The 20,261-nt window shown below is 58.7% G+C and carries 17 protein-coding genes and 1 tRNA gene; 9 read left to right on the forward strand and 9 right to left on the reverse strand.

Annotated elements, in window-relative coordinates:
• Nucleotides 1-71: 71 nt before the first annotated feature.
• Both ACM3N8_RS18705 and ACM3N8_RS18710 read left to right on the forward strand, forming a co-directional pair.
• A complete protein-coding gene (locus ACM3N8_RS18705) occupies nt 72-935 on the forward strand; it encodes a YicC/YloC family endoribonuclease (RefSeq protein WP_042870412.1) in 864 nt (287 codons plus the stop codon).
• A 167-nt stretch (nt 936-1,102) separates the two neighbouring features.
• Nucleotides 1,103-2,155: a glycosyltransferase family 9 protein gene (locus tag ACM3N8_RS18710; RefSeq protein WP_290018790.1), complete on the forward strand. Its 1,053-nt coding sequence runs from the start codon at nt 1,103-1,105 to the stop codon at nt 2,153-2,155.
• Here ACM3N8_RS18710 and ACM3N8_RS18715 read toward each other — a convergent pair.
• The 6 genes from ACM3N8_RS18715 to rfaD form a co-directional block, all read right to left on the reverse strand.
• Nucleotides 2,106-3,218, reverse strand: coding sequence for a glycosyltransferase family 9 protein (locus ACM3N8_RS18715; protein ID WP_290018791.1), 1,113 nt, complete (start codon nt 3,216-3,218; stop codon nt 2,106-2,108). The two genes, ACM3N8_RS18710 and ACM3N8_RS18715, sit on opposite strands and share 50 nt — an antisense overlap.
• Nucleotides 3,219-3,272: 54 nt before the next feature.
• Complete coding sequence (locus tag ACM3N8_RS18720) at nt 3,273-4,301, reverse strand: glycosyltransferase family 9 protein (protein ID WP_172955243.1); 1,029 nt, start codon at nt 4,299-4,301, stop codon at nt 3,273-3,275.
• Nucleotides 4,302-4,386: 85 nt separating this feature from the next.
• The gene (locus tag ACM3N8_RS18725) at nt 4,387-5,052 is read right to left on the reverse strand and encodes a glycosyltransferase family 25 protein (protein ID WP_098981384.1); all 666 of its coding nucleotides are present in this window, start codon (nt 5,050-5,052) and stop codon (nt 4,387-4,389) included.
• A complete protein-coding gene (locus tag ACM3N8_RS18730) occupies nt 5,049-6,263 on the reverse strand; it encodes an O-antigen ligase family protein (RefSeq protein ID WP_098981382.1) in 1,215 nt (404 codons plus the stop codon). Before ACM3N8_RS18730 ends, ACM3N8_RS18725 begins: the two co-directional genes overlap by 4 nt.
• Nucleotides 6,264-8,027 carry a polysaccharide deacetylase family protein gene (locus tag ACM3N8_RS18735; protein WP_416016490.1) on the reverse strand — a complete coding sequence of 588 codons (1,764 nt, stop codon included), beginning with the start codon at nt 8,025-8,027 and terminating at the stop codon, nt 6,264-6,266.
• A 119-nt stretch (nt 8,028-8,146) separates the two neighbouring features.
• On the reverse strand, nt 8,147-9,103 hold the full coding sequence (gene rfaD, locus ACM3N8_RS18740) for an ADP-glyceromanno-heptose 6-epimerase (protein ID WP_043142960.1): 957 nt from the start codon (nt 9,101-9,103) through the stop codon (nt 8,147-8,149).
• A 146-nt stretch (nt 9,104-9,249) separates the two neighbouring features.
• Between rfaD and ACM3N8_RS18745 the strand changes: the two genes are divergently transcribed.
• The 5 genes from ACM3N8_RS18745 to ACM3N8_RS18765 all read left to right on the forward strand — a co-directional run bounded on the left by ACM3N8_RS18745 (nt 9,250) and on the right by ACM3N8_RS18765 (nt 15,311).
• The gene (locus tag ACM3N8_RS18745) at nt 9,250-9,894 is read left to right on the forward strand and encodes a TetR/AcrR family transcriptional regulator (protein ID WP_042870427.1); all 645 of its coding nucleotides are present in this window, start codon (nt 9,250-9,252) and stop codon (nt 9,892-9,894) included.
• 115 nt (nt 9,895-10,009) lie between these two features.
• Nucleotides 10,010-11,200 carry a glycine C-acetyltransferase gene (locus tag ACM3N8_RS18750; protein ID WP_290018793.1) on the forward strand — a complete coding sequence of 397 codons (1,191 nt, stop codon included), beginning with the start codon at nt 10,010-10,012 and terminating at the stop codon, nt 11,198-11,200.
• A 56-nt stretch (nt 11,201-11,256) separates the two neighbouring features.
• Entirely contained in the window at nt 11,257-12,285 is a 1,029-nt protein-coding gene (gene tdh, locus ACM3N8_RS18755; RefSeq protein ID WP_043554274.1) for an L-threonine 3-dehydrogenase, read from the forward strand.
• A gap of 200 nt (nt 12,286-12,485) precedes the next feature.
• Nucleotides 12,486-12,941: a c-type cytochrome gene (locus tag ACM3N8_RS18760; RefSeq protein WP_042870432.1), complete on the forward strand. Its 456-nt coding sequence runs from the start codon at nt 12,486-12,488 to the stop codon at nt 12,939-12,941.
• A gap of 84 nt (nt 12,942-13,025) precedes the next feature.
• Nucleotides 13,026-15,311: a putative bifunctional diguanylate cyclase/phosphodiesterase gene (locus tag ACM3N8_RS18765; protein ID WP_098981370.1), complete on the forward strand. Its 2,286-nt coding sequence runs from the start codon at nt 13,026-13,028 to the stop codon at nt 15,309-15,311.
• Nucleotides 15,312-15,319: 8 nt separating this feature from the next.
• Here the strand turns inward: ACM3N8_RS18765 and rep are convergent, their stop codons facing one another.
• The gene (gene rep / locus ACM3N8_RS18770) at nt 15,320-17,332 is read right to left on the reverse strand and encodes a DNA helicase Rep (RefSeq protein ID WP_098981367.1); all 2,013 of its coding nucleotides are present in this window, start codon (nt 17,330-17,332) and stop codon (nt 15,320-15,322) included.
• Between the two features lie 166 nt (nt 17,333-17,498).
• On the opposite strand from rep, the gene ACM3N8_RS18775 reads away from it, so the two are divergent.
• Both ACM3N8_RS18775 and ACM3N8_RS18780 read left to right on the forward strand, forming a co-directional pair.
• Nucleotides 17,499-18,719, forward strand: coding sequence for an aminotransferase class V-fold PLP-dependent enzyme (locus ACM3N8_RS18775; protein ID WP_416016491.1), 1,221 nt, complete (start codon nt 17,499-17,501; stop codon nt 18,717-18,719).
• A gap of 12 nt (nt 18,720-18,731) precedes the next feature.
• On the forward strand, nt 18,732-19,169 hold the full coding sequence (locus ACM3N8_RS18780; RefSeq protein ID WP_290018796.1) for a SufE family protein: 438 nt from the start codon (nt 18,732-18,734) through the stop codon (nt 19,167-19,169).
• Here ACM3N8_RS18780 and tcdA read toward each other — a convergent pair.
• A complete protein-coding gene (gene tcdA, locus ACM3N8_RS18785; protein ID WP_290018797.1) occupies nt 19,154-20,011 on the reverse strand; it encodes a tRNA cyclic N6-threonylcarbamoyladenosine(37) synthase TcdA in 858 nt (285 codons plus the stop codon). The two genes, ACM3N8_RS18780 and tcdA, sit on opposite strands and share 16 nt — an antisense overlap.
• Before the next feature lie 169 nt (nt 20,012-20,180).
• A tRNA-Asp gene (locus ACM3N8_RS18790) sits at nt 20,181-20,257 on the reverse strand.
• Nucleotides 20,258-20,261: the final 4 nt, after the last annotated feature.

Here is a 20,261-nt window from a genome sequence, read left to right on the forward strand (position 1 = left end):
ACGGCTATGGCTGACGGGACAAGTCTGGCTGAGTATACTGGCCGCACACTTCATCAAGCCCGGAACAATCAATGATTCACAGCATGACCGCCTACGCCCGCAAGGAATTCAAGGGCGACTGGGGCACAGCCGTTTGGGAAATTCGTTCGGTCAACCAGCGCTATCTGGAAACCTATATCCGTCTGCCGGAGCAACTGCGCAGCCTGGAGCCGGTGCTGCGTGAGCGTTTCCGTGCCAAGCTGCAACGCGGCAAGGTGGAGTGCAACCTGCGTTTCGAGGCGGCCCAGGCTGCCGCCAGCCAGCTGCACATCAATGAGGAGTTGGCCAAGCTCATCATCGACAGCGCCAACTGGGTGATGAAAGAAGCCGGCCAGGGCCAGCTCAACCCGGTCGATGTGCTGCGCTGGCCCGGCGTCATGGCTGCCGCCGAGCAGGACATGGACGCGGTTGCCACCGAGCTGCTCGGCGGGTTCGACCAGACCATGGAAGACTTCATCGCCTCCCGCGCCAGCGAAGGAGCCAACCTCAAGAACTTGATCCAGCAGCGTCTGGACGGCATCCAGGTAGAAGTGAAGAAGGTGCGCATACACCTGCCGCAGATCATCGAGTGGCAGCGCCAGAAGCTCACCGACCGCCTGACCGAGGCCAAGGTCGAGCTGGATCCGGCCCGCATCGAGCAGGAAATCGTGCTGCTGGCCCAGAAGATCGACGTGGCCGAGGAGCTGGATCGGCTGGAGATGCACATCAGCGAGACCATCAAGATCATGAAGAAGGGCGGCGCCTGTGGCCGTCGCCTCGACTTCATGATGCAGGAGTTCAACCGCGAGTCGAACACGCTCGGTTCGAAATCCATCAACGCCGAGGTGACCCAGTCCGCGGTCGAGCTGAAGGTGCTGATCGAGCAGATGCGCGAGCAGATCCAGAACATCGAGTAATGGATGCAAGAAGCCCGTCAACGACGGGCTTCTACTCCAGGCCTGCACCACACTACCCTTGGCTTGAGCCAGATCGGATTTTCATTCCTGACCGACAGCATCTGACTCGCTTGTGCGGTATGCTGTCACGCTGATGCTCAACAACGACCTCTATTGAGGCCTGCCTTATGAAATACCTTGTAGTACAAACCAAACAGATAGGGGATGTGCTGATCTCCACCGCGCTGTGCAACAACCTCAAGCAGAACGATCCAACCGGGGAAGTTCACTATCTGGTCATGGATTATTGCGCGGGTATGGCGCAGGGCAATCCCAATATCGATCGACTCCTCATCATAGAGAAAGCCAGGCGCAACGACTGGCGCTACATGAAAGACCTGCTGCTGGCTATCCGCCGCGAACACTATGACGTGGTGGTCAACAGCCAGGGCCAGATGATAGGCCTGCTGACCTGCCTCTTCTCCGGCGCCAGGTTGCGGATAGGATTTGACTCCTTCCCCTGGCGCCTCGGCCACAACCGCATAGTGCGCTTTCGCAAAGACACCGAATTCCAGGGCAACAGTACCCTGATCGACGACCGCTTCTCGCTGCTCAAGCCGCTCAAACTGGCCAAAGAAGATCGCAATTATCATCTCTGGCTGAGCGAAGAGGAGAAGCAGCAGGGACGGGAAACCTTGCAGGCGGCCGGCGTCGATCTCGCTCGGCCCTTGATCGCCATGGGCGTCAACTCGCTGGGGCACTACAAGCGCTGGCCCATCGACTGCTTCGCCCAGGTTGCCCAATGGCTCATCGAACAACACAACGCCCAGATCCTGATCTACTGCGGGCCGGGGGAAGAGGAGTACAACCGCGGTCTCAAGCCGCTGCTGCCTGCCGCCTTGCAGGCCAGCGTGTTTGATCAGATCAAGACCCGCTCGGTACGGGAACTGGTGGGGCTGTTCGCCCATTGCCAACTGTTTGTCGGCAACGATACCGGCCCCCGCCACATGGCCCAGGCCATAGACCTGCCCCTGCTGACCATAGTGGCCCCCGGCGGCGACAAGATCATCGCCAATCCGGTCAACCACCCCCGCTATCAGGCCATCGATATCTTCGATGCCAAGGGACCGGCCTTCCAGCTGCCGCAAAATGCGGAAAAGGACTTCATCGATGAGACCCTGTTGCGTGCCATCACACCCGAGCTGGTGATTGCCCGACTGACAACGCTGCCTGATTGGTAAGCAGCCACTGCCTGAATAGCCGGTCGAACTCGGTCAGGTTGAGAGAGTTGATGTCCTGTTCGCGGAGATTCTCCGAGAACAGGACGGTCGCTGACGGGGAGTTGGGATGCCACTCCAGGAAATTCTCGTTGCCACCCCCTATATCCGGGTTGTAGAGACCCAGAATGGGTTGCTCCAGCCCGGCCGCGATATGTATGGTCGCCGTGTCCACCGAGATGAGGCCCTGACTCTGACGCAACTGGGCAAACAGGCCCGCCAGCGAGGGCGCATCGGGTGACAATACCATGCGCTCCGGTCGGGAGAGTCCGGCCCGGATCCCCGCGACTTCCGCCTCCATGCCCGGTGGATATAGCAGGCAGATGGCAAATGGGCAGGCGTCCAGCATCCTCTCCAGCATCTGCCGGATCAGCTCAGGCTTCAGGCGGCGGGAGCTGCCGCTGCCATAAGGGTTGAAACAGAGCACGACATCATCTGGCCACCAGCTCGCAACCGACGCTTCCTGACCCAAAGCGGGGATGATGTAGCGCCGATCCGGGTCTGCCACCCCGAGTCGATTCAACAGCAGGGCAAACTTGTCGGAGAAGTGCATGCCGCTGGAAGCGGCTCCCAGTTTGAGATTGATGGCCTGCAGGGCATCGTCCATGCCGGCGACCCAATCTGCCCTGACCTGGCTGATGAAAAAGATATCCTTCATCTTCAACATCTTGCCAAAGTGAACCAGGCAACCGACCTCCCCCAGTGACTGTGCCAGCCGCCTGAGTTGACAATAACCGGGGCGCTTAGGCACCTCGATGACCCTATCCATGCCGAAATGATCGCGAAACAGGGGAGCCATGGCTGCCGTTGTAACTATCCATACCTCGCGTGCCGGGTTGACCCGCTTTAGTTCGCGGGCTACCCAGGACGAGACGATCGCATCGCCCAGTTTGGCATCCCAGCGCAGCAGGACGACTTTTCCCTCGCTCTCCCTGGTGGGGTCCGGCCGTTTGCGATCAAACAGGAGCCGTCCCATCTTGCGGCGAAGAATGTCACGCTTGAGTTGCAGGTCGTTGATTAATGACATGAATCCACCAGGATGGCCGTTAAATTGGGAAGGTATGATAACAGTCTGACGCGACTAGAGCGCCATCAAGGCATCGACCTGACGGCTGATCTCGACAGGCGAAAGTGCTGAAAGGTTGTCCGTGGTCGATCTCAGGATGATATTGCGGCCAGAGAGTGGAATAAAGGCATCGCGCCAGGACTCGTTGTTCATCAACACCAGGGTGGGCACCCCGAACGAAGACGAGATATGGATGATGGAGGTGTCGGTCGAGATGACACCCTGCGCATCCTTGATAATCTTTGCCGCATCGAGAATGGTGTCGGGAAACAGGGCTGTCATGTCCTGCCGTTGGCATGCCAAAGGGCGCCTGGAGAAGACCAGATAGGAAACCCCAGCATACACAGGCAATTGAGCCAGAATGCCGTTGATTTGCTCATCCGCCATCGAATTGCCCACCTGACTGCCGGTCAGATTGACCAGCAGATAACGCCCATAGCCACTGGTATCCAGCTGTTCATTGCAGGGCGATGGTATGGTGACCGGCACGTCCGTTTGATCCCCCGCCACGCTGAGCATGCGATAAACGAAGTGATCCCGGATAGGGCGTGACGGCACTATGGTGGCCTTTTCGTTGAACAACGGCAGCAACTTCTGCTGCTGTTCGCTCTTGAAGCGCAGGGGCAATGACTGCAATCGACCATTGGCCAGCAACAGCAGCTTGGCCATGGCGATATCGTCGGGCTCATCGAACAGGTTGATGACCACGTCATAGTGGCGTTGCCTGAGCTCGCGCAGTTTGCACCACATGCCCGCTGGCCACAGGGTGTCGTTCAGGGTGATCACATGGCATTGATCAATACCGGGCACAGATGCCGCCAGCAGCGCGTTGCGCTGGCTGCACACGAGGTCAAATCGGGCGGCTGGATACAGGCGCCTGAGCTGCGCAATGGCGGGCAATGACAGAATGAAGTCGCCGATGGCGTCATAACCGACCAGCAGCACGCTTGCCACTTCTGTTCCGACGGGGCTCGGGATGGCAGCAGGCTGGCTGCCAATGACCCACTTGGCGATGGAATGGGTAAGCAACTTTTTGAAATTCATAGATTATCCAGCATGTATGGCCCCACTTCGCCGACCAGGACAGCAGGGGTGTTTACTGACCCCAATCCCGGCCAGGACAACCCGCCTATTCCAGATAGTGGCCGTAAGCCCGATCATCAATCGTGGTGGTAAAGAGATCCACATCCAGGCAACAGGGCTCAACACCGGAGGCAGCCAGGCCATTAAGCTGCAGGCGACCAGTCAGATAATCGGCAGGCATGCGCAGCGGATAAGCACACTGCAATAATTTCTTCGCCCCTGCCAGGGTCAGAACATACCCTGCGGTCGACAGGATCCCTCTCCTGGAGGTGCGACTCGGTGTCAGATATCTGGCAAGCCGATAACCGCCCGGCAAGGAGGAAAGAATTGGCCAGCGCTTGGCTTTGCCATGATGCAGGAAGACGATCTCCGAATGGCAGGAGTGCACTATCGTCTCGATGATCGCCTTGCTGTGCATGTGCAGGTAAATGTCATCTTCCAACACCACGCAGCGATCAATTCCCTCGGCGACTATGCGCTCATAAACACGGATATGGCTCATGGCACAGCCAATCTCACCAAAACTCAGCTCATGGCCACACACTTCTTTGGCCAGCTCCAAGTCAACCTTGGCAAGTTCCGCGCTGCTCAATGCTTTCCCATCGGTCGCATCTACGAACTCGAAATTGATGCCAAGATGCGCCATCTGCTGTACAACCATCGCCCGCCGCTCAACGCTGCGAGCCAAACTGATGACAAAAACCGGAATCATGACGTACAGGTATCCTTTTCAAACTCATGGGCAAACCAGATGAAAACCAGGCTGAGCGTATACAAATAGAGCACCCCTTGATGTTCAAACGGAACATCGCTTAGCGAATTAATCGCAAACGCCAGAGGCACCAGTACCCCTGCAGAAATCCTGTTTATATTTTTCGCGGCAAAATAGAGCGGCAGGCCAAGAAATATCACCAGTGCAACAAATCCGATGCTGCCTCGAACTACCAGGTTCTGCATATATTGATTATGCGAGTGGACCAACGCCGGATGAAATATCAGGGGAGATATCTGATGATTATTGACCTGGGTTTGTTTCAATGCGTCGAAGCCATCCGTGCCCACGCCTGCCACAGGCGAATCCAAAAAACCCAGCCAGGCACTCTGCCAGGCAATGACACGCAGACCCCACGATGAATCGTACGAGCCCTTTTCTGCCGAATTGATATCCGAGACCGCCTCCGCGACCCGAACCTGAACCAGCTGATTGGTATGATAAATGGCACCCGTCGTGGCCGTACACAATATGGCTACCGCAACGTATTTCCACGGCTTGAAATAGGCCTTGTAACAGATGACGTAGGCGAGGATCACTCCGAATGCGAGCCAGACCCCCCGGCTCTGGGAGAGATAAAGCGCAAACAGGGCCGCAATCAGACCAACCAGAGCCCCCCTCCTAAACCATCCAGATAGCCGTCTCTGCTGAAAGACAAACCAGTTGAGAATTGCCAGCGTCAGCGCCGCCTGCGAGAAGAGAATCGCGTTGGTAAAGCCTTCCACCCTGGCAATGCCGTGCTGGTATTGCCAGATGCTGAGGATGCCTAATCCCATCCCGCCCAGCACGATGGCCAGATAACCCAGCATCAACAGGATCGGCTTGCGCGGCATCATCAGCGCAAAGACGACGACATAAAACAGCCCGCGCATGACCCCGTATTGATCACCGTGGATCAACCGGTTTGCGAAGATCATGGTGGCATAGACCAGCAGTCCCCAGAGAATGCGACGGTCTTTGAGCCCGACATCCCGTTGTTTGCCGACAAAGTAATTCAACAAACCGAATATGCCGGTCACGGCCAGCAGATTGGATTGAATGCTCTGGCCGGCAGGAGCCAGAAACAAGCCGCAAAAGGAAAACAGGATGGTCAGCGCAAACAGGGCTGCGGTTGTTCTATCGAGCAATGCAAGGCTTCTGCTGAGCATCAATCAAGATTTCCTGAAGACATAGTTACCCCGGATTTTGCGCCATAGGCCAAAAACATCGGTACGAGGGAAAATGGCGATACGGCGGATCCGGAAAGGGTCCTGGTGCATGGCTCTGGGACCACTGTTGGTCGCCACGGCAAAACGGTAGCCTGCGGCCTGCGCCTGCTCCTTGGCGCTCTCATCCATATCCCCATAAGGGTAGGCGAACGACAGCAGAGAGTGACCAAGCAAGGCCTCAAGTTGCCGTTTATTTTCTCTTATTTCATGAGCTTGCTGCTCGGGTGCAAGTTTGCTCAGCCTGGGATGGGTCAGAGTATGACCGCCGATCTCCACATGGCCGGAGGCCGTCAGCGCCTTGAGCTGCTCGCCATTCATCAGGTCAACCCGGGTGTCCGGGTTGCTCGCCTGCTCCACGTCCCAGCGGTTATAACCTTCTCCCGTGACCACGTATACCACTGCTTTGTAACCATATTTTTCCAGCAGTGGCAGCATGCGGGTCAGGTTGTCCTGATAGCCGTCATCGGCGGTGATCATCAGGTACTTCTTGCCGTATTCAAGGCGATGAATAAAGCCCTTGTCCGCCAGATCGCGGAAGGTCAGAGTTTCATAACCCAGCCATTTCATTAAACGAAGATGCTTCTCGAACATGGCAATCGGCATCCAGGTGCCGTGCACCCCCTTCTCGCTGTCATGCTCGATGAAGCGGTGGTACATGATGACAGGCATCTCGCGGCGCAACGTCTCGACCACCGCATCCTGATAGATGGATTCCAGCCCGGAGACCACCCCTTGCAAGCCATACTCGGCCTGAATGCGCAGGCGAATGGCCTCAGGCACACTCTTGCTGGCCAATGCGGGTGCTATCTGTGCCTTCAAGGCAGTGAAATCGATCGCCAGATCCTGGGGGCCTATGTCGCCGAAGTTGCTGGCCAGCGCCTCGGCCAAGTTGGATTCATCCACCAGTCCGATGGCCTTGGCCTCGCCGATGGCAAACGCGGGACGCCCGCACAGCAACGCCTCCATCGCCACCCGGCCTGCACCGATCACCAGATCGCATTGCGCCATCAGCGCAGGCACATCATCCACATAACCGACGAAATCGACCTGCTTCTGGAAGCGGTGGAAACGCTCGGGCAGCTGGCTGCCGCTCACCACCCGAACCTGACAGGCATCCAGATCCAGCACCTCGTCCAGCAGGCGATAGCAGAGCTCACCCTTGGGCCCGCTCAACCGGCCAATGATGGCGATCACCGGCCTGGCGTTGTGCGGGGCCGGCACTGGCTGAAACTTGTCAGTCTCGATGCCGTTGCGCAGCACCTGCACTATGGCCGGATCCACCCCCAGATTGTCGATGATCTGGTGGGCAATATCCTCGCACACCGCCACGGCCCTGAACCCGAGGGCATGGAAAGCCTTGCGGGAGGCGTGCACCGGCTGACGGCCATGAACCGTGGTGATCATCGGCGTACCGGTCAGCTTGCAGGCCACATAGCTGCTCCAGCCGGAGGCTCGGGAGTGTGCATGCACTAACTGGATGTGATGCTTCTTGATGAGGTAGATGAGATAAAACACATGCCAGAAGCGGCGCAGTATGCTGCGCTTGTTGAAACGCAGCTTGAACACCGCACCCAGAGTGGGCTTGGTCAGCGTGTCTGAAACGTAAAAAACGTTGTGACCACGCCGGGTCAATTCGTTACCGACCGTGGTGGCATAGACCTCAGCTCCCGTCACTTCGAGCTGGGAGAGTGCCATCAATATGTTCATCGCGCGGTTACCCGGTAGAGAAGAGAGGAACGGCAAGCCGTAACAGACGCCAGAAACCGGAAGCTGGCGAGTGCCTGCTTCCGGTTTTGTGCGCAACACTGCCGCCTTGTGCTCACCCGTTAGCGGTTGAGCCAGGCCATGTAGTCGGCCACGCCCTCGGCCACTGTCTTGAACTCGGCGTCATAACCGACACCGCGCAGCCTGGTCATGTCTGCCTGGGTGAAGCTCTGATAGCGACCCTTGAGGTGATCCGGGAAGGGAATGTACTCGATTGCCCCTTTCTGATGATGCTGGATAACGGCTTCGGCCACGTTCTGGAACGGCTCGGCACGACCGGTACCGCAGTTGAAGATGCCGGAGTGCTGCGGGTTCTGCCAGAACCAGAGGTTCACCTTGCAGACGTCATCCACATAGATGAAGTCACGCATCTGGCCACCGTTCGGGAAACCGTCACAGCCTTCGAACAGCTTGGGATTCTCACCCTTCTTCACCTGGGTATTGAGGTGGAAGGCGACGGAAGCCATGGAGCCCTTGTGCTGCTCGCGTGGACCGTAGACGTTGAAGTACTTCAGACCCACGACCTGGGAGTTTATCTCCGGCATCCAGCGGCGCACGTACTGGTCGAACAGCTGCTTGGAGTAACCATAGACATTGAGTGGCTGCTCGAACTTGGGATCTTCAATGAAGTTGTCGTTGCGGCCACCGTAGGTCGCAGCGGAAGAGGCGTAGATGAACGGAATTTCCCGCTCGATGCAGTAGTGGAACAGATCCTTGGAGTACTCGTAGTTGACCTCCATAATGAACTTGCCGTTCCACTCGGTGGTCGCGGAGCAGGCACCTTCGTGGAAGATCACCTCGATGCCGTCGTCCCACTCTTCAAACTCGTCACCGGAGACGATCCGCGCCTGGAACTCGTCCTTATCCATGTAATCGGCAATGGTCAGATCGACCAGGTTGACGAACTTGGTGCCGTCGGTCAGGTCATCGATGACCACGATATCGGTACGTCCTTGAGCGTTCAGCTGCTTGACCAGATTGCTGCCGATAAAGCCAGCACCGCCAGTTACTACGATCATGGAGTTTGCCTCGCGTACGTTGATGGTCACGTGTGACTGCTTGTTAAAGCTGTGTATAGTGAGCCAATTTGAAATTGCCGAAAAGTTTATCACGGGCCGCAAGGGGATTCGACCTTGATGCAACGGGCCCGCCAGAGGGAACAGTGATGAAAACCAGAGACAGGATCATTCACAGCGCCACAGAGCTGTTCAACGATCAGGGTGAGCGCAACATCACCACCAACCACATTGCCGCCCATCTTGGCATCAGCCCTGGCAACCTTTATTACCACTTCAGGAATAAAGAAGACATCATCCACTCGATTTTTGATCAATACGCCCGTCACCTGAGCGAGAGCTTCACCCCGGCGCGCAGCAACGAGATCAAGCTGGAAAACCTGATGGGCTACCTGGATGCCATCTTCTATCTGATGTGGCAGTTCCGTTTCTTCTACGCAAATCTACCGGACATCCTGAGTCGCGATGAGCCACTGCAGCAGAAATACCTCAAGGCCCAGGAGCAGTTGCGCTCCTCCGTGGTTGCCCTGCTCAGGAGCCTGCGTGAGGGGGGCATCATTGACGTCAACGACGAAGACCTGCCCGACCTTGGCCAGACCATCAAAATGGTGGTGACCTGCTGGATCCCGTTCCAGATTGCCCAGGCGCCCAATACCCGCATCACCAAGCCGCTGCTCTATCAGGGGGTATTGCGGGTGCTGTTCCTGCTGCGCCCCTATGTACAGCCCCAGGTGGCCGGGCAGATCCGCCAGCTGGAGCAGCATTACCGCCAACTGGCCCAACCAGCAGGGTGAGATCTGTTTCACAATTGTTGAATATCAGCACAATCATTTGAATTCACCGCAACAGATTGCAGTAAAATACTGCCCATTGTTGATAATCAGCTGAAATAGCCAATGAGGATCGAGGATGTCTAACGGATTCTATCGTCACCTGACCGAGCAACTTAGCCAGGTGCAGGCGGAAGGATTGTACAAGCAGGAGCGCATCATCACCTCGGCCCAGCAGGCCCAGATTGCGGTGGGTGGCGAGCAGGTACTGAACTTCTGTGCCAACAACTATCTGGGGCTGGCCAACCACCCGGACCTTATCGAAGCGGCCCATCAGGGGCTGGATAGCCACGGCTTCGGCATGGCCTCGGTGCGCTTCATCTGCGGCACCCAGGACAATCACAAGGTGCTGGAACAGAAGCTGTCCACCTTCCTCGGCACCGAGGACACCATCCTCTACTCCTCCTGCTTCGATGCCAACGGCGGCCTGTTCGAGACCCTGTTCGGCGCCGAAGACGCCATCATCTCCGATGCCCTCAACCACGCCTCCATCATAGACGGCGTGCGGCTGTGCAAGGCCAAACGCTATCGCTACGCCAACAACGACATGGCCGAGCTGGAAGCCCAGCTCAAGCAGGCTGACGCCGACGGCGCCCGCTTCAAGCTGATCGCCACCGACGGGGTCTTCTCCATGGACGGGGTCATCGCCGACCTCACATCCATCTGCGATCTGGCCGACAAATACGATGCCCTGGTGATGGTAGACGACTCCCACGCCGTCGGCTTCATCGGCGAGAACGGCCGCGGCACCCACGAATACTGCGGCGTGCTGGACAGGGTCGACATCATCACTGGCACCCTGGGCAAGGCGCTCGGCGGCGCCTCCGGCGGCTACACCTCCGGCAAGAAAGAGGCGATCGACTGGCTGCGTCAGCGCTCCCGCCCCTATCTCTTCTCCAACTCCCTGGCCCCCTCCATCGTCTCGGCCACCATCAAGGTGATCGACATGCTGGCCGACGGCCACGCGCTGCGCGCTCGCCTCAAAGAGAACAGCCAGTATTTCCGCGAGCGGATGAACGCCGCCGGCTTCACCCTGGCGGGTGCCGATCACGCCATCATCCCTGTGATGCTGGGGGATGCCAAGCTGGCCTCCGAGATGGCGAGCCGCATGCTGGCTGCCGGCATCTATGTGGTGGGCTTCTCCTTCCCGGTCGTGCCCAAGGGCCAGGCGCGCATTCGCACCCAGATGTCTGCCGCCCACACCCGCGAGCAGCTGGACAAAGCCATCGATGCCTTCATCCGCATCGGCCGTGAACTCGGCGTTATCTGATTTGAATCAAGGGGCCGAACGCCCCTTTTTTCTGCATTCATTGTGAAGGAACAACCATGAAAGCACTCTCCAAACTGCACAAAGAAGTCGGCATCTGGATGACGGACGTACCGGCCCCCGAGCTCGGCCACAACGACCTGCTGATCAAGATCCGCAAGACCGCCATCTGTGGCACCGACATCCACATCTACAACTGGGACGACTGGTCCCAGAAAACCATTCCGGTGCCCATGGTGGTCGGCCATGAATACGTCGGGGAAGTGGTCGCCATCGGCCAGGAAGTACGCGGCTTCGCCGTGGGGGATCGCGTCTCTGGTGAAGGGCATATCACCTGCGGTCATTGCCGCAACTGCCGCGCCGGCCGCACCCATCTGTGCCGCAACACCATAGGCGTCGGGGTCAACCGCCCGGGCGCCTTCGCCGAGTATCTGGTGATCCCGGCCTTCAACGCCTTCAAGCTGCCGGACAACATACCCGATGAGCTGGCCGCCATCTTCGATCCGTTCGGCAACGCGGTGCACACAGCCCTCTCCTTCGACCTGGTGGGTGAAGACGTGCTGATCACGGGCGCAGGCCCCATCGGCATCATGGCTGCCGCCGTCTGCCGCCACGTGGGCGCCCGCCATGTGGTGATCACCGACGTCAACGAATACCGGCTGGAGCTGGCCCGCAAGATGGGCGCCACCCGCGCCGTCAACGTGGCCAAGGAGAAACTCTCCGACGTGATGAGCGAGCTGGGCATGACCGAAGGGTTCGATGTGGGGCTGGAGATGTCCGGTGTGCCCAGCGCCTTCCAGGACATGATCGACAAGATGAACCACGGCGGCAAGATCGCCATGCTCGGCATCCCGCCCGCCACCATGGCCATCGACTGGGGTAAGGTGATCTTCAAGGGTCTGTTTATCAAAGGGATCTACGGTCGCGAGATGTTCGAGACCTGGTACAAGATGGCCAGCCTGATCCAGTCAGGACTGGACCTCTCCCCCATCATCACCCACCGTTTTGATATAGATGACTTCCAGCAGGGCTTCGATGCCATGCGCTCCGGCCAGTCCGGCAAGGTGATCCTCAGCTGGGATAAATAAGCCTCCCGGCGGCTCAATCCCATGAAACCCGGTGAAGACCGGGTTTCTTTTTCTGCGCCTCTCCTCGCCAGTTTGTGATCTGACGAAGAAACTTTGCACGCAGAGTGCTTAACACTTCACACACAAGCGTTTAAATGGCTGTAACTATTCGGTTATAATCCAGTCGTTTTCTAGGGATAATAAAAGCCTGCTGGGAGTACATGAGCGTGTTGAAAAAACTGAGCTATTTGCTGGTTGTCGGGATGACGGCTGCCAGTCTGTCCGGCGTGGTGCTTGCTGCCGATGATATGTCACCGGAAGCGATTGCCGAACGGATCAAGCCTGTCGGTCAAGTCTATACCGCCAAGGATCTGGAAGGAATTGCGACCGCAGGCGCAGCTCCTGCAACGGCGGCCCCCTCAGGCCCACGCGATGGCGAGGCCGTGTTCAAGGGCGCTTGCTTCGCCTGCCATGACATGGGGATTGCCGGTGCACCGAAACGCGGTGACAAGGCAGCGTGGGAGCCACGTATTGCCCAAGGCATTGATACATTGAAGAAACATGCCATCGAAGGCTTCGCTGGCAAGACCGGCGTCATGCCGCCACGGGGGACTTGCGCCACCTGTAGCGATGAAGAGATCGAAAACGCCATTCACTATATGATCGACAAGCTCTAAGTGATTGAAAGGGCCGCAATTGCGGCCCTTTCAATCTGTTCACTTCCGGCTACTCTTTGTAGGGTAGGCAAACCGGGAGTTTCTATGTCAGCGCAACCCATAGCACCACAGTATTCGACTCCCTTGCTGGCGTTGGTGTCCGCTATTATGGATTTCCCTGCCCCCTCCTCTGCCACGCCCAAAGATTACGACACCCTGATCCAGCAATTGGACCAGCTCTGCCCGCTGCAGCATTTCGGCATGCTGGGCTTGTCAGAGGCTGGGCTGCACTGGGTATGCGAACATCAGATTTCCGACAGTTTCAAACTGCAGCTGGGGCTGGAGGAATCACGACTCACCGAGCAGTTGACCCAGCTTGATGAAGCCCAGGGCTGGTGCGTATTTCCCATCGAGCATGGCCAGGTGCAGTGGTTGCTGGCCTGCAGCCAGCCCAAGGAGTTGCCCACCCTGCGCCTGCTGCTGGAGTGCCTCGCCAAGCGATTGAATGAAACCCAGGCCGGCTCGCAACTCTCGGAACTGGCTTCTCCGCTCATCCGCAAGGATCCGGACTGGCAGAAAAAAATCGAGAGCATCAATCGCATCATTCGCCTGGCCAATACCCTGCCCAGCCAGGCCCTGTTCTCCCAGCTGGAAGCCGTGCTGCGCCAGATGCTGAGCATCCAGGACATGCTGCTGGTGCGCATCGACAGCCACCAGTTGGAAAAGATCTATCCCGAACTGCCGCTACATGGCGATGAGTTCATCGCAGGCATGTGTCACAGCACCAACAACATGGAGCAGCACAGGGAGCAGCTGTTCTGGTACAGCCAGCCTCTTCGGCTGCAGCAGCAATATTTCGCCCATTTCATCATCAGCACCCCGCAGCCGCTTGAGACGGACGATCGGCTGTTCCTCGACTTCCTGCGCAGCCAGCTAACCCTGCTGCTGGAGCTGAGACGGATCCGGCAACAGCTGCACGATATCAATTCGGAAGACTCCATCAATCAACGCCTGCAACAGCTGCGGCAGACCAATCTGAGATTGCAGAAGCAGCTCAAGCAGCATCAGGAGCTGGAGCGCAGGCTGCAGTTCGATGCCCTGCACGATCCGCTGACCCAGTTGCCGAACCGGGCCCTGCTGATGAACCACCTCAACCATGCCATGACCCACTTCCACCGTTACAAGTCCCCCGGGTTCTCGCTGATCTTCATCGATGTGGATCATTTCAAGCAGGTCAATGACACCCTGGGTCATGGCGCCGGCGATCAACTACTGAAGGAGATGAGCCGCCGTCTGCAAACCTGCATCCGGCAGAACGACATGGTGGCCAGGCTGGGCGGGGACGAGTTCGTCATCTATCTGGACAACAGCAAGAACGAGGACGATATCAGCCCTGTGCTCAATCGCATCATCAGCCGCCTCTCCTATCCCTTCCGGCTGCAAGGCAACGAGCTGAGCATCACGGTCAGCCTGGGGGTGGCCAGCGTATCGGAGCAGACCACCGACATCAGCCAGCTGCTCCATCAGGCCGATCTGGCCATGTATCAGGCCAAGCGCAATGGGCGCAGCCGCATCGTCAGCTATTCGGAAGAGTGTTCTGCCCAGACCTGGGCCTCACCGGAAGAGATGCTGGCCAGGGCCCTGCGCGAGGGTCGCATACTGCCCTATTTCCAGCCGGTGATCCGGCTCAAGGACAGCCGCCTGACCGGACTGGAGGTGATGGCGCGCTGGATCACCGAAGAGGGGGTGCTCAAGGATGCTTTCGACTTCATCCCGTTGGCGGAGCAGTGCGGCCTCATTCAGGAGCTGGATTACCAGATCCTACGCCACACCTGCCAACAGTTGAAAGAGTGGTTGCCCATCTCGGGCCAGAGCAAGTTCAAGGTCGCCATCAACCTCTCCGGCAAGCATCTGGTCAATCACGAGCAGATCATGCGGCTGATGGACATCATAGAAACCGAGGGGATAGCGCCTGGCTATCTGATCTTTGAATTCAACGAGCGGGAGCTGTCGCGGCAGGATTCCGACGCCCTCACCTCCCTGCACGAGCTGAGGGCCAAGGGCATTCAGATCAGTCTGGATGATTTTGGCACCGGCTTCTCCTCCCTCAATGCCCTGTTCCACTTCCCGGTGGATTACATCAAGGTGGATGACAGCTTCACCCATCGCATGCTGCAATCCCCCAAGGATTTGGCGCTGATCCGCGCCATGCGGGACATCTGCCAGGATCTGGACTTCACCCTGGTAGTCGAAGGAATCGAGAACCAGCAGCAGTTGCAGAAGCTGATCGACATGGGTTGCCTGATGGGGCAAGGGCGCTACATCTCCCCCCCCATGCCGGGAGCCGATATCACACCCCTTCTCACCCAGACCAAGAGTGAGCGCGGCTAGCCGCCGACTCAATCCTTCTTGAACAGCGCCCTCAGGTTGGCAACCCCGACTTGCCCCTTCTGCTGGCGCTCCTCGGCCGTCACCTTCTTCTGGTTCTCCCACTCCAGATCGTCCTGAGGCAGTTCCAGCAGGAAGCGGCTCGGCTCGGGCCGCACCGACTCGCCATACTGGCGCCGCTCCTTGCAGAGGGTGAAGGTCAGCTCGGTCTGGGCGCGGGTGATACCCACGTAGGCGAGACGTCGCTCCTCCTCCACATTGTCTTCATCTATGCTGGTCTGGTGGGGCAACAGGCCCTCTTCCATCCCCACCATGAAGACGTAGGGGAACTCCAGCCCCTTGGAGGCGTGCAGCGTCATCAGCTGCACCTGATCCGCATCATCCTCCCCCTCGTTGCGCTCCATCATGTCACGCAGGGTAAGGCGGGTGACCACCTGGGCGAGCGTCATCGACTCCTCCAGCTCATCCCCTTCCAGCATCTCGGTGATCCAGCGATAGAGGGTGGAGACGTTCTGCATCCGCATCTCGGCCGCCTTCGGGCTGGGGGACGTCTCGTAGAGCCACTCCTCATAGTGGATCTCCTTGATCATGTCCCGCACCGCCTCCACCGGGTTGCCGCGCAGGGCCTGATCGCCGAGTCGCACCAGCCAGTTGGTGAAGGCCTGCAGGGCCACCAGACCACGGCCGGAGAGCGATTGCTCCAGCCCCAGCTCGAAGCTGGCGGCAAACAGGCTCTTGCCGCGCTGGTTGGCATACTGGCCAAGTTTCTCGAGGGTGGTGGGACCTATCTCCCGCCGCGGCAGGTTGACCACCCGCAGGAAGGCGGTGTCCTCGTCCGGATTCACCAGCAGCTTGAGGTAAGCCATGATGTCCTTGATCTCGGTACGGGAGAAAAACGAGGTGCCACCCGAGATGCGATAAGGGATGCGGTTGGTCATCAGCGCCTTCTCGAAGATGCGCGACTGATGGTTGCCCCGGTAGAGGATGGCGTAATCCTTGAACCGGGTGCGGTTCATGAACTTGTGCCCCATCAGCTCGGCGGCGATCCGCTCCGCCTCGTGCTCCTCGTTCTTGGCAAACAACACCTTGACCGGCACCCCGTAATCGAGCTCGGAGAAGAGCGCCTTGTCGAACACGTGAGGGTTGTTGGCGATCAGTATGTTGGCGCATTTCAGGATGCGCCCCTTGGAGCGGTAGTTCTGCTCCAGCTTGATGAGCTTGAGGCTCGGAAAGTCTTCGTTGAGCAGCACCAGATTCTGCGGCTTGGCGCCACGCCAGGAGTAGATTGACTGGTCATCGTCCCCTACCACGGTAAAGCGGGCCCGCTCGCCGACGATCTGTTTCACCAGCTCGTACTGGCTGGTATTGGTGTCCTGATACTCATCGACCAGCAGGTAGCGGATCTTGTTCTGCCAGCGGGTGCGTACCTCATCATTGCTCTTGAGCAGCAGGGTCGGCATCACGATAAGGTCATCGAAGTCGAGCGCGTTGTAGGCCACCATCTGGCGGTGATAGCGCTCGTAGAGCTGGGCCATCAGCACCTCTTCCGGCCCTTGGGCGATACGCATGGCCCGCGCTGGCAGTATGAGGTCGTTCTTCCAGTTGGAGATCTGGCTGATCAGGGCCGACAGCTTGTCCTTGTCGTTATCCAGCTCAGCCTCGGTCAGCTCCTTGAGCAGCGCCAGCTGGTCGGTGTCGTCGAACAGGGAGAAGTTAGCCTTGAGATTCAGACTCTTGTGCTCACGGCGTATGATGTCGAGGCCCAGGGTGTGGAAGGTGGAGACCATGAGTCCCCGCGCCTCCTTGCGACCCAGGGTCTGACCAACCCGCTCCTTCATCTCCCGCGCCGCCTTGTTGGTGAAGGTGACGGCCGCTATGTTGCGGGCGTTATAGCCACACTGCTGCACCAGATAGGCGATCTTGTTGGTGATGACGCGCGTCTTGCCCGATCCGGCTCCCGCCAGCACCAGGCAAGGGCCGGAGACAAACTTGACCGCTTCGTTCTGATTGGGGTTGAGCTTCATGGGCCGGATCTCTTGGCTTATGATGAGGGGCGGCATTGTAACAGAAATCAGCGGGCGAGCCGCATCGCTGCGCCACACACCATCAGTCGGCAAGCATCGTGCGCCTTGTGTTCGAGCGCCATTTTCAGGATCATGGCCGACTTTTCCAGATGATGACGAGGGGAGCATGAATCAGCAACAGCACGCCCGACTACGCGGCCAGTTTCCAGCCTTGGCGCAGCAGGTCAACGGCCATCCTCTGGTCTATCTGGACAATGCCGCCACCACCCAGAAACCCCAGGCGGTGCTGGATTCGATCAATCACTACTACAGTGCCGACAATGCCAACGTGCACCGCGCAGCCCATGCTCTGAGCAGCCGCGCCACCCGGGCCTTCGAGACCGCCCGCGAGACGGTCGCCTGCTTTATCAACGCACCTCATTCCCATGAGATCATTTGGACTCGCGGTACCACGGAAGCGATCAACCTGGTGGCTCAGAGCTGGGGCCTGAGCGAGCTCAAGGCGGGGGACGAAATCGTACTCAGCACCCTGGAGCACCACGCCAATATCGTCCCGTGGCAACTGGTCGCCCAGCGCACCGGTGCCATTATTCGGGTCATCCCCCTCGATGAGCGGGGCGATCTCGATATGGCCGCCTATCTAGCCATGCTGGGACCGAGCACCCGGTTGGTGAGCGTGGCACATGTCTCCAACGCCCTCGGTACCGTCAATCCGGTCGCGCAGATAGTGGCAGCGGCCAAGGCGGTCGGCGCCCTGACCCTGATCGATGGTGCCCAGGCGGTGGCTCACCTGGAAGTGGATGTGCAGGCCATAGGCTGCGACTTCTATGCCTTCTCCGGCCACAAGCTCTATGGCCCGACCGGGATCGGCGCCTTGTGGGGCAAGGGAGAACTGATGGAAAGGATGCCCCCCTGGCAGGCGGGCGGCGAGATGATCGACAGGGTCAGTTTCAGCGGCACCACCTTCAACGCCCTGCCGTTCAAGTTCGAGGCAGGCACCCCGCACATCGCCGGTGCCATAGGCCTGGCTGCCGCCATCGACTTTGTCATGAAACAAGACAGAGGCGCGCTGGCACAGCATGAACAGAGACTCACCGACTATCTGGTGGCAGGGCTGCGGCAGGTGCCGGGCCTGCGTCTTATCGGTGAACCCGGCCAGCGCGCCGGCGCCGTCTCCTTTCTGCTGCAGGATATCCACTCGCAGGATGCTGCCACCCTGCTCGACATGCAGGGCATAGCGCTGCGGGTCGGCCACCACTGCGCCATGCCGCTGATGGAGAGCCTGGGTATCGGCGGTACCATGCGGGCCTCGCTGGCCTGTTACAACAATCAAGACGACGTGGATGCCTTGCTGGCAGCCCTGCACAGACTGGAAGATTTCTTTTAAGGCATGACTGAGATGAATACCCTCGAGCACTACACCGCCATAGGCCTGGAACCCGACGCCGAAGCAATTCGCCAGCAGTTCGTCGCCGCCAAGGGCTGGGAGAACCAGTACCGACTGATCATTCAGCTAGGCAAGTTGCTGCCCGCGCTGCCCGCCGAGTGGCAGACCGAAGAGAACCGCCTGAAAGGCTGCGAGAGCCAGGCCTGGCTGAAAGGTGAGAAGAGCGAAGATGGATGCTGGCACTTTGCCTGCGACTCCGATGCCCGCATAGTACGCGGCCTTATCGTTATCGTGCTGGCGGCGCTCAACCACCAATCCGCAAAGGCGATTCAGGCCTTCGATATGGAGGCCTACTTCACCGAACTGGGGCTGGAAAAACACCTGAGCCCGTCACGGGGTAACGGGCTCAGGGCAATAGTACTGGCGATCCGGGATCAGGCGTCGGTCTGATCTCCGGCCACCCGCGATATCTCTTCTGCCTTCGCGGCTGCCTCAAGGCACTCCACTTTAGCCCCCCGCTCGGCAATCTTCTTCAGCACCCGGGAAGCGGCGACCAGCCCAAAGGTCGCCGTCACCGGCGTCACGGCCCCGAAGCCGGAGGCACAATCCATCTTCATGTTGCCGTCGCTTGCCGCCTTGGCCTGGCAGGTGCCGCCATTGCCGTCGGGATAACTCAACTGCTCGGTTGAGAAGACACACTCCACCCCGAACTTGCGAGCAGGGTTTTTGCTGAAGTTGTGCAGCCGGCGCAGATCGGATCGCACCTTTGCCGCCAGTGGATCCTGAATGGTCTTGGCCAGATCGGCCACTGTGATCTGGGTGGGGTCCATCTGCCCGCCGGCACCGCCAGCCACTATCACAGGGATCTTGTTGCGCTTGCAGAAGGCTATCAGCGCCACCTTGGCCTTGACCGAATCGATGGCGTCCACCACATAGTCAAACTCCCGCTTGATATGTTCGGCCAGGTTGTCAGGAGTGACGAAATCATCCACCTCGATCACTTCGCAATCCGGATTGATGGCACGAATGCGCTCGGCCATCACTTCGGTCTTGAGGCGGCCGACCGTACCCTGCATGGCGTGGATCTGGCGATTGGTGTTGGTGATGCAGATATCATCCATGTCGATCAGGGTGATCTGATTGATGCCGGCGCGGGCCAACGCCTCGGCCGCCCAGGAGCCGACCCCGCCAATGCCCACCACGCAGACCCTGGCCTGACTGAAGGAGCCAAGTGCGCTTTGACCATAAAGACGGGCAATGCCCCCGAATCGCTGTAGATATTCTGCTTTCATACCACCACCTTGCTTGAGGCGGCCATTATAGCGACAACAAGGACCCGCGACATCATCGGATGAGGTGGTATGGATACTGGAAGAGGGGAAGGACTGGCAGCGAATGCTGAATTTTTGGATATCTAAAATGAAAAAAGCCCTGAACTTGCGTTCAGGGCTTTTCAAATAGTGGCGGAGCGGACGGGACTCGAACCCGCGACCCCCGGCGTGACAGGCCGGTATTCTAACCGACTGAACTACCGCTCCGCTG

The sequence above is a fragment of the Aeromonas sp. A04 genome (assembly GCF_047780465.1).
GTDB classification, from domain to species: Bacteria; Pseudomonadota; Gammaproteobacteria; order Enterobacterales; family Aeromonadaceae; genus Aeromonas; species Aeromonas bestiarum.

Bases quoted from the DNA above. Each gene is read 5' to 3' on its own strand.
- ACM3N8_RS18705 (WP_042870412.1), top strand. From the start codon at position 72: ATGATTCACAGCATGACCGCCTACGCCCGCAAGGAATTCAAGGGCGAC.
- ACM3N8_RS18710 (WP_290018790.1), top strand. From the start codon at position 1,103: ATGAAATACCTTGTAGTACAAACCAAACAGATAGGGGATGTGCTGATC.
- ACM3N8_RS18715 (WP_290018791.1), bottom strand. From the start codon at position 3,218: ATGTCATTAATCAACGACCTGCAACTCAAGCGTGACATTCTTCGCCGC.
- ACM3N8_RS18720 (WP_172955243.1), bottom strand. From the start codon at position 4,301: ATGAATTTCAAAAAGTTGCTTACCCATTCCATCGCCAAGTGGGTCATT.
- ACM3N8_RS18725 (WP_098981384.1), bottom strand. From the start codon at position 5,052: ATGATTCCGGTTTTTGTCATCAGTTTGGCTCGCAGCGTTGAGCGGCGG.
- ACM3N8_RS18735 (WP_416016490.1), bottom strand. From the start codon at position 8,027: ATGAACATATTGATGGCACTCTCCCAGCTCGAAGTGACGGGAGCTGAG.
- rfaD (WP_043142960.1), bottom strand. From the start codon at position 9,103: ATGATCGTAGTAACTGGCGGTGCTGGCTTTATCGGCAGCAATCTGGTC.
- ACM3N8_RS18745 (WP_042870427.1), top strand. From the start codon at position 9,250: ATGAAAACCAGAGACAGGATCATTCACAGCGCCACAGAGCTGTTCAAC.
- ACM3N8_RS18750 (WP_290018793.1), top strand. From the start codon at position 10,010: ATGTCTAACGGATTCTATCGTCACCTGACCGAGCAACTTAGCCAGGTG.
- tdh (WP_043554274.1), top strand. From the start codon at position 11,257: ATGAAAGCACTCTCCAAACTGCACAAAGAAGTCGGCATCTGGATGACG.
- ACM3N8_RS18760 (WP_042870432.1), top strand. From the start codon at position 12,486: ATGAGCGTGTTGAAAAAACTGAGCTATTTGCTGGTTGTCGGGATGACG.
- ACM3N8_RS18765 (WP_098981370.1), top strand. From the start codon at position 13,026: ATGTCAGCGCAACCCATAGCACCACAGTATTCGACTCCCTTGCTGGCG.
- rep (WP_098981367.1), bottom strand. From the start codon at position 17,332: ATGAAGCTCAACCCCAATCAGAACGAAGCGGTCAAGTTTGTCTCCGGC.
- ACM3N8_RS18775 (WP_416016491.1), top strand. From the start codon at position 17,499: ATGAATCAGCAACAGCACGCCCGACTACGCGGCCAGTTTCCAGCCTTG.
- ACM3N8_RS18780 (WP_290018796.1), top strand. From the start codon at position 18,732: ATGAATACCCTCGAGCACTACACCGCCATAGGCCTGGAACCCGACGCC.
- tcdA (WP_290018797.1), bottom strand. From the start codon at position 20,011: ATGAAAGCAGAATATCTACAGCGATTCGGGGGCATTGCCCGTCTTTAT.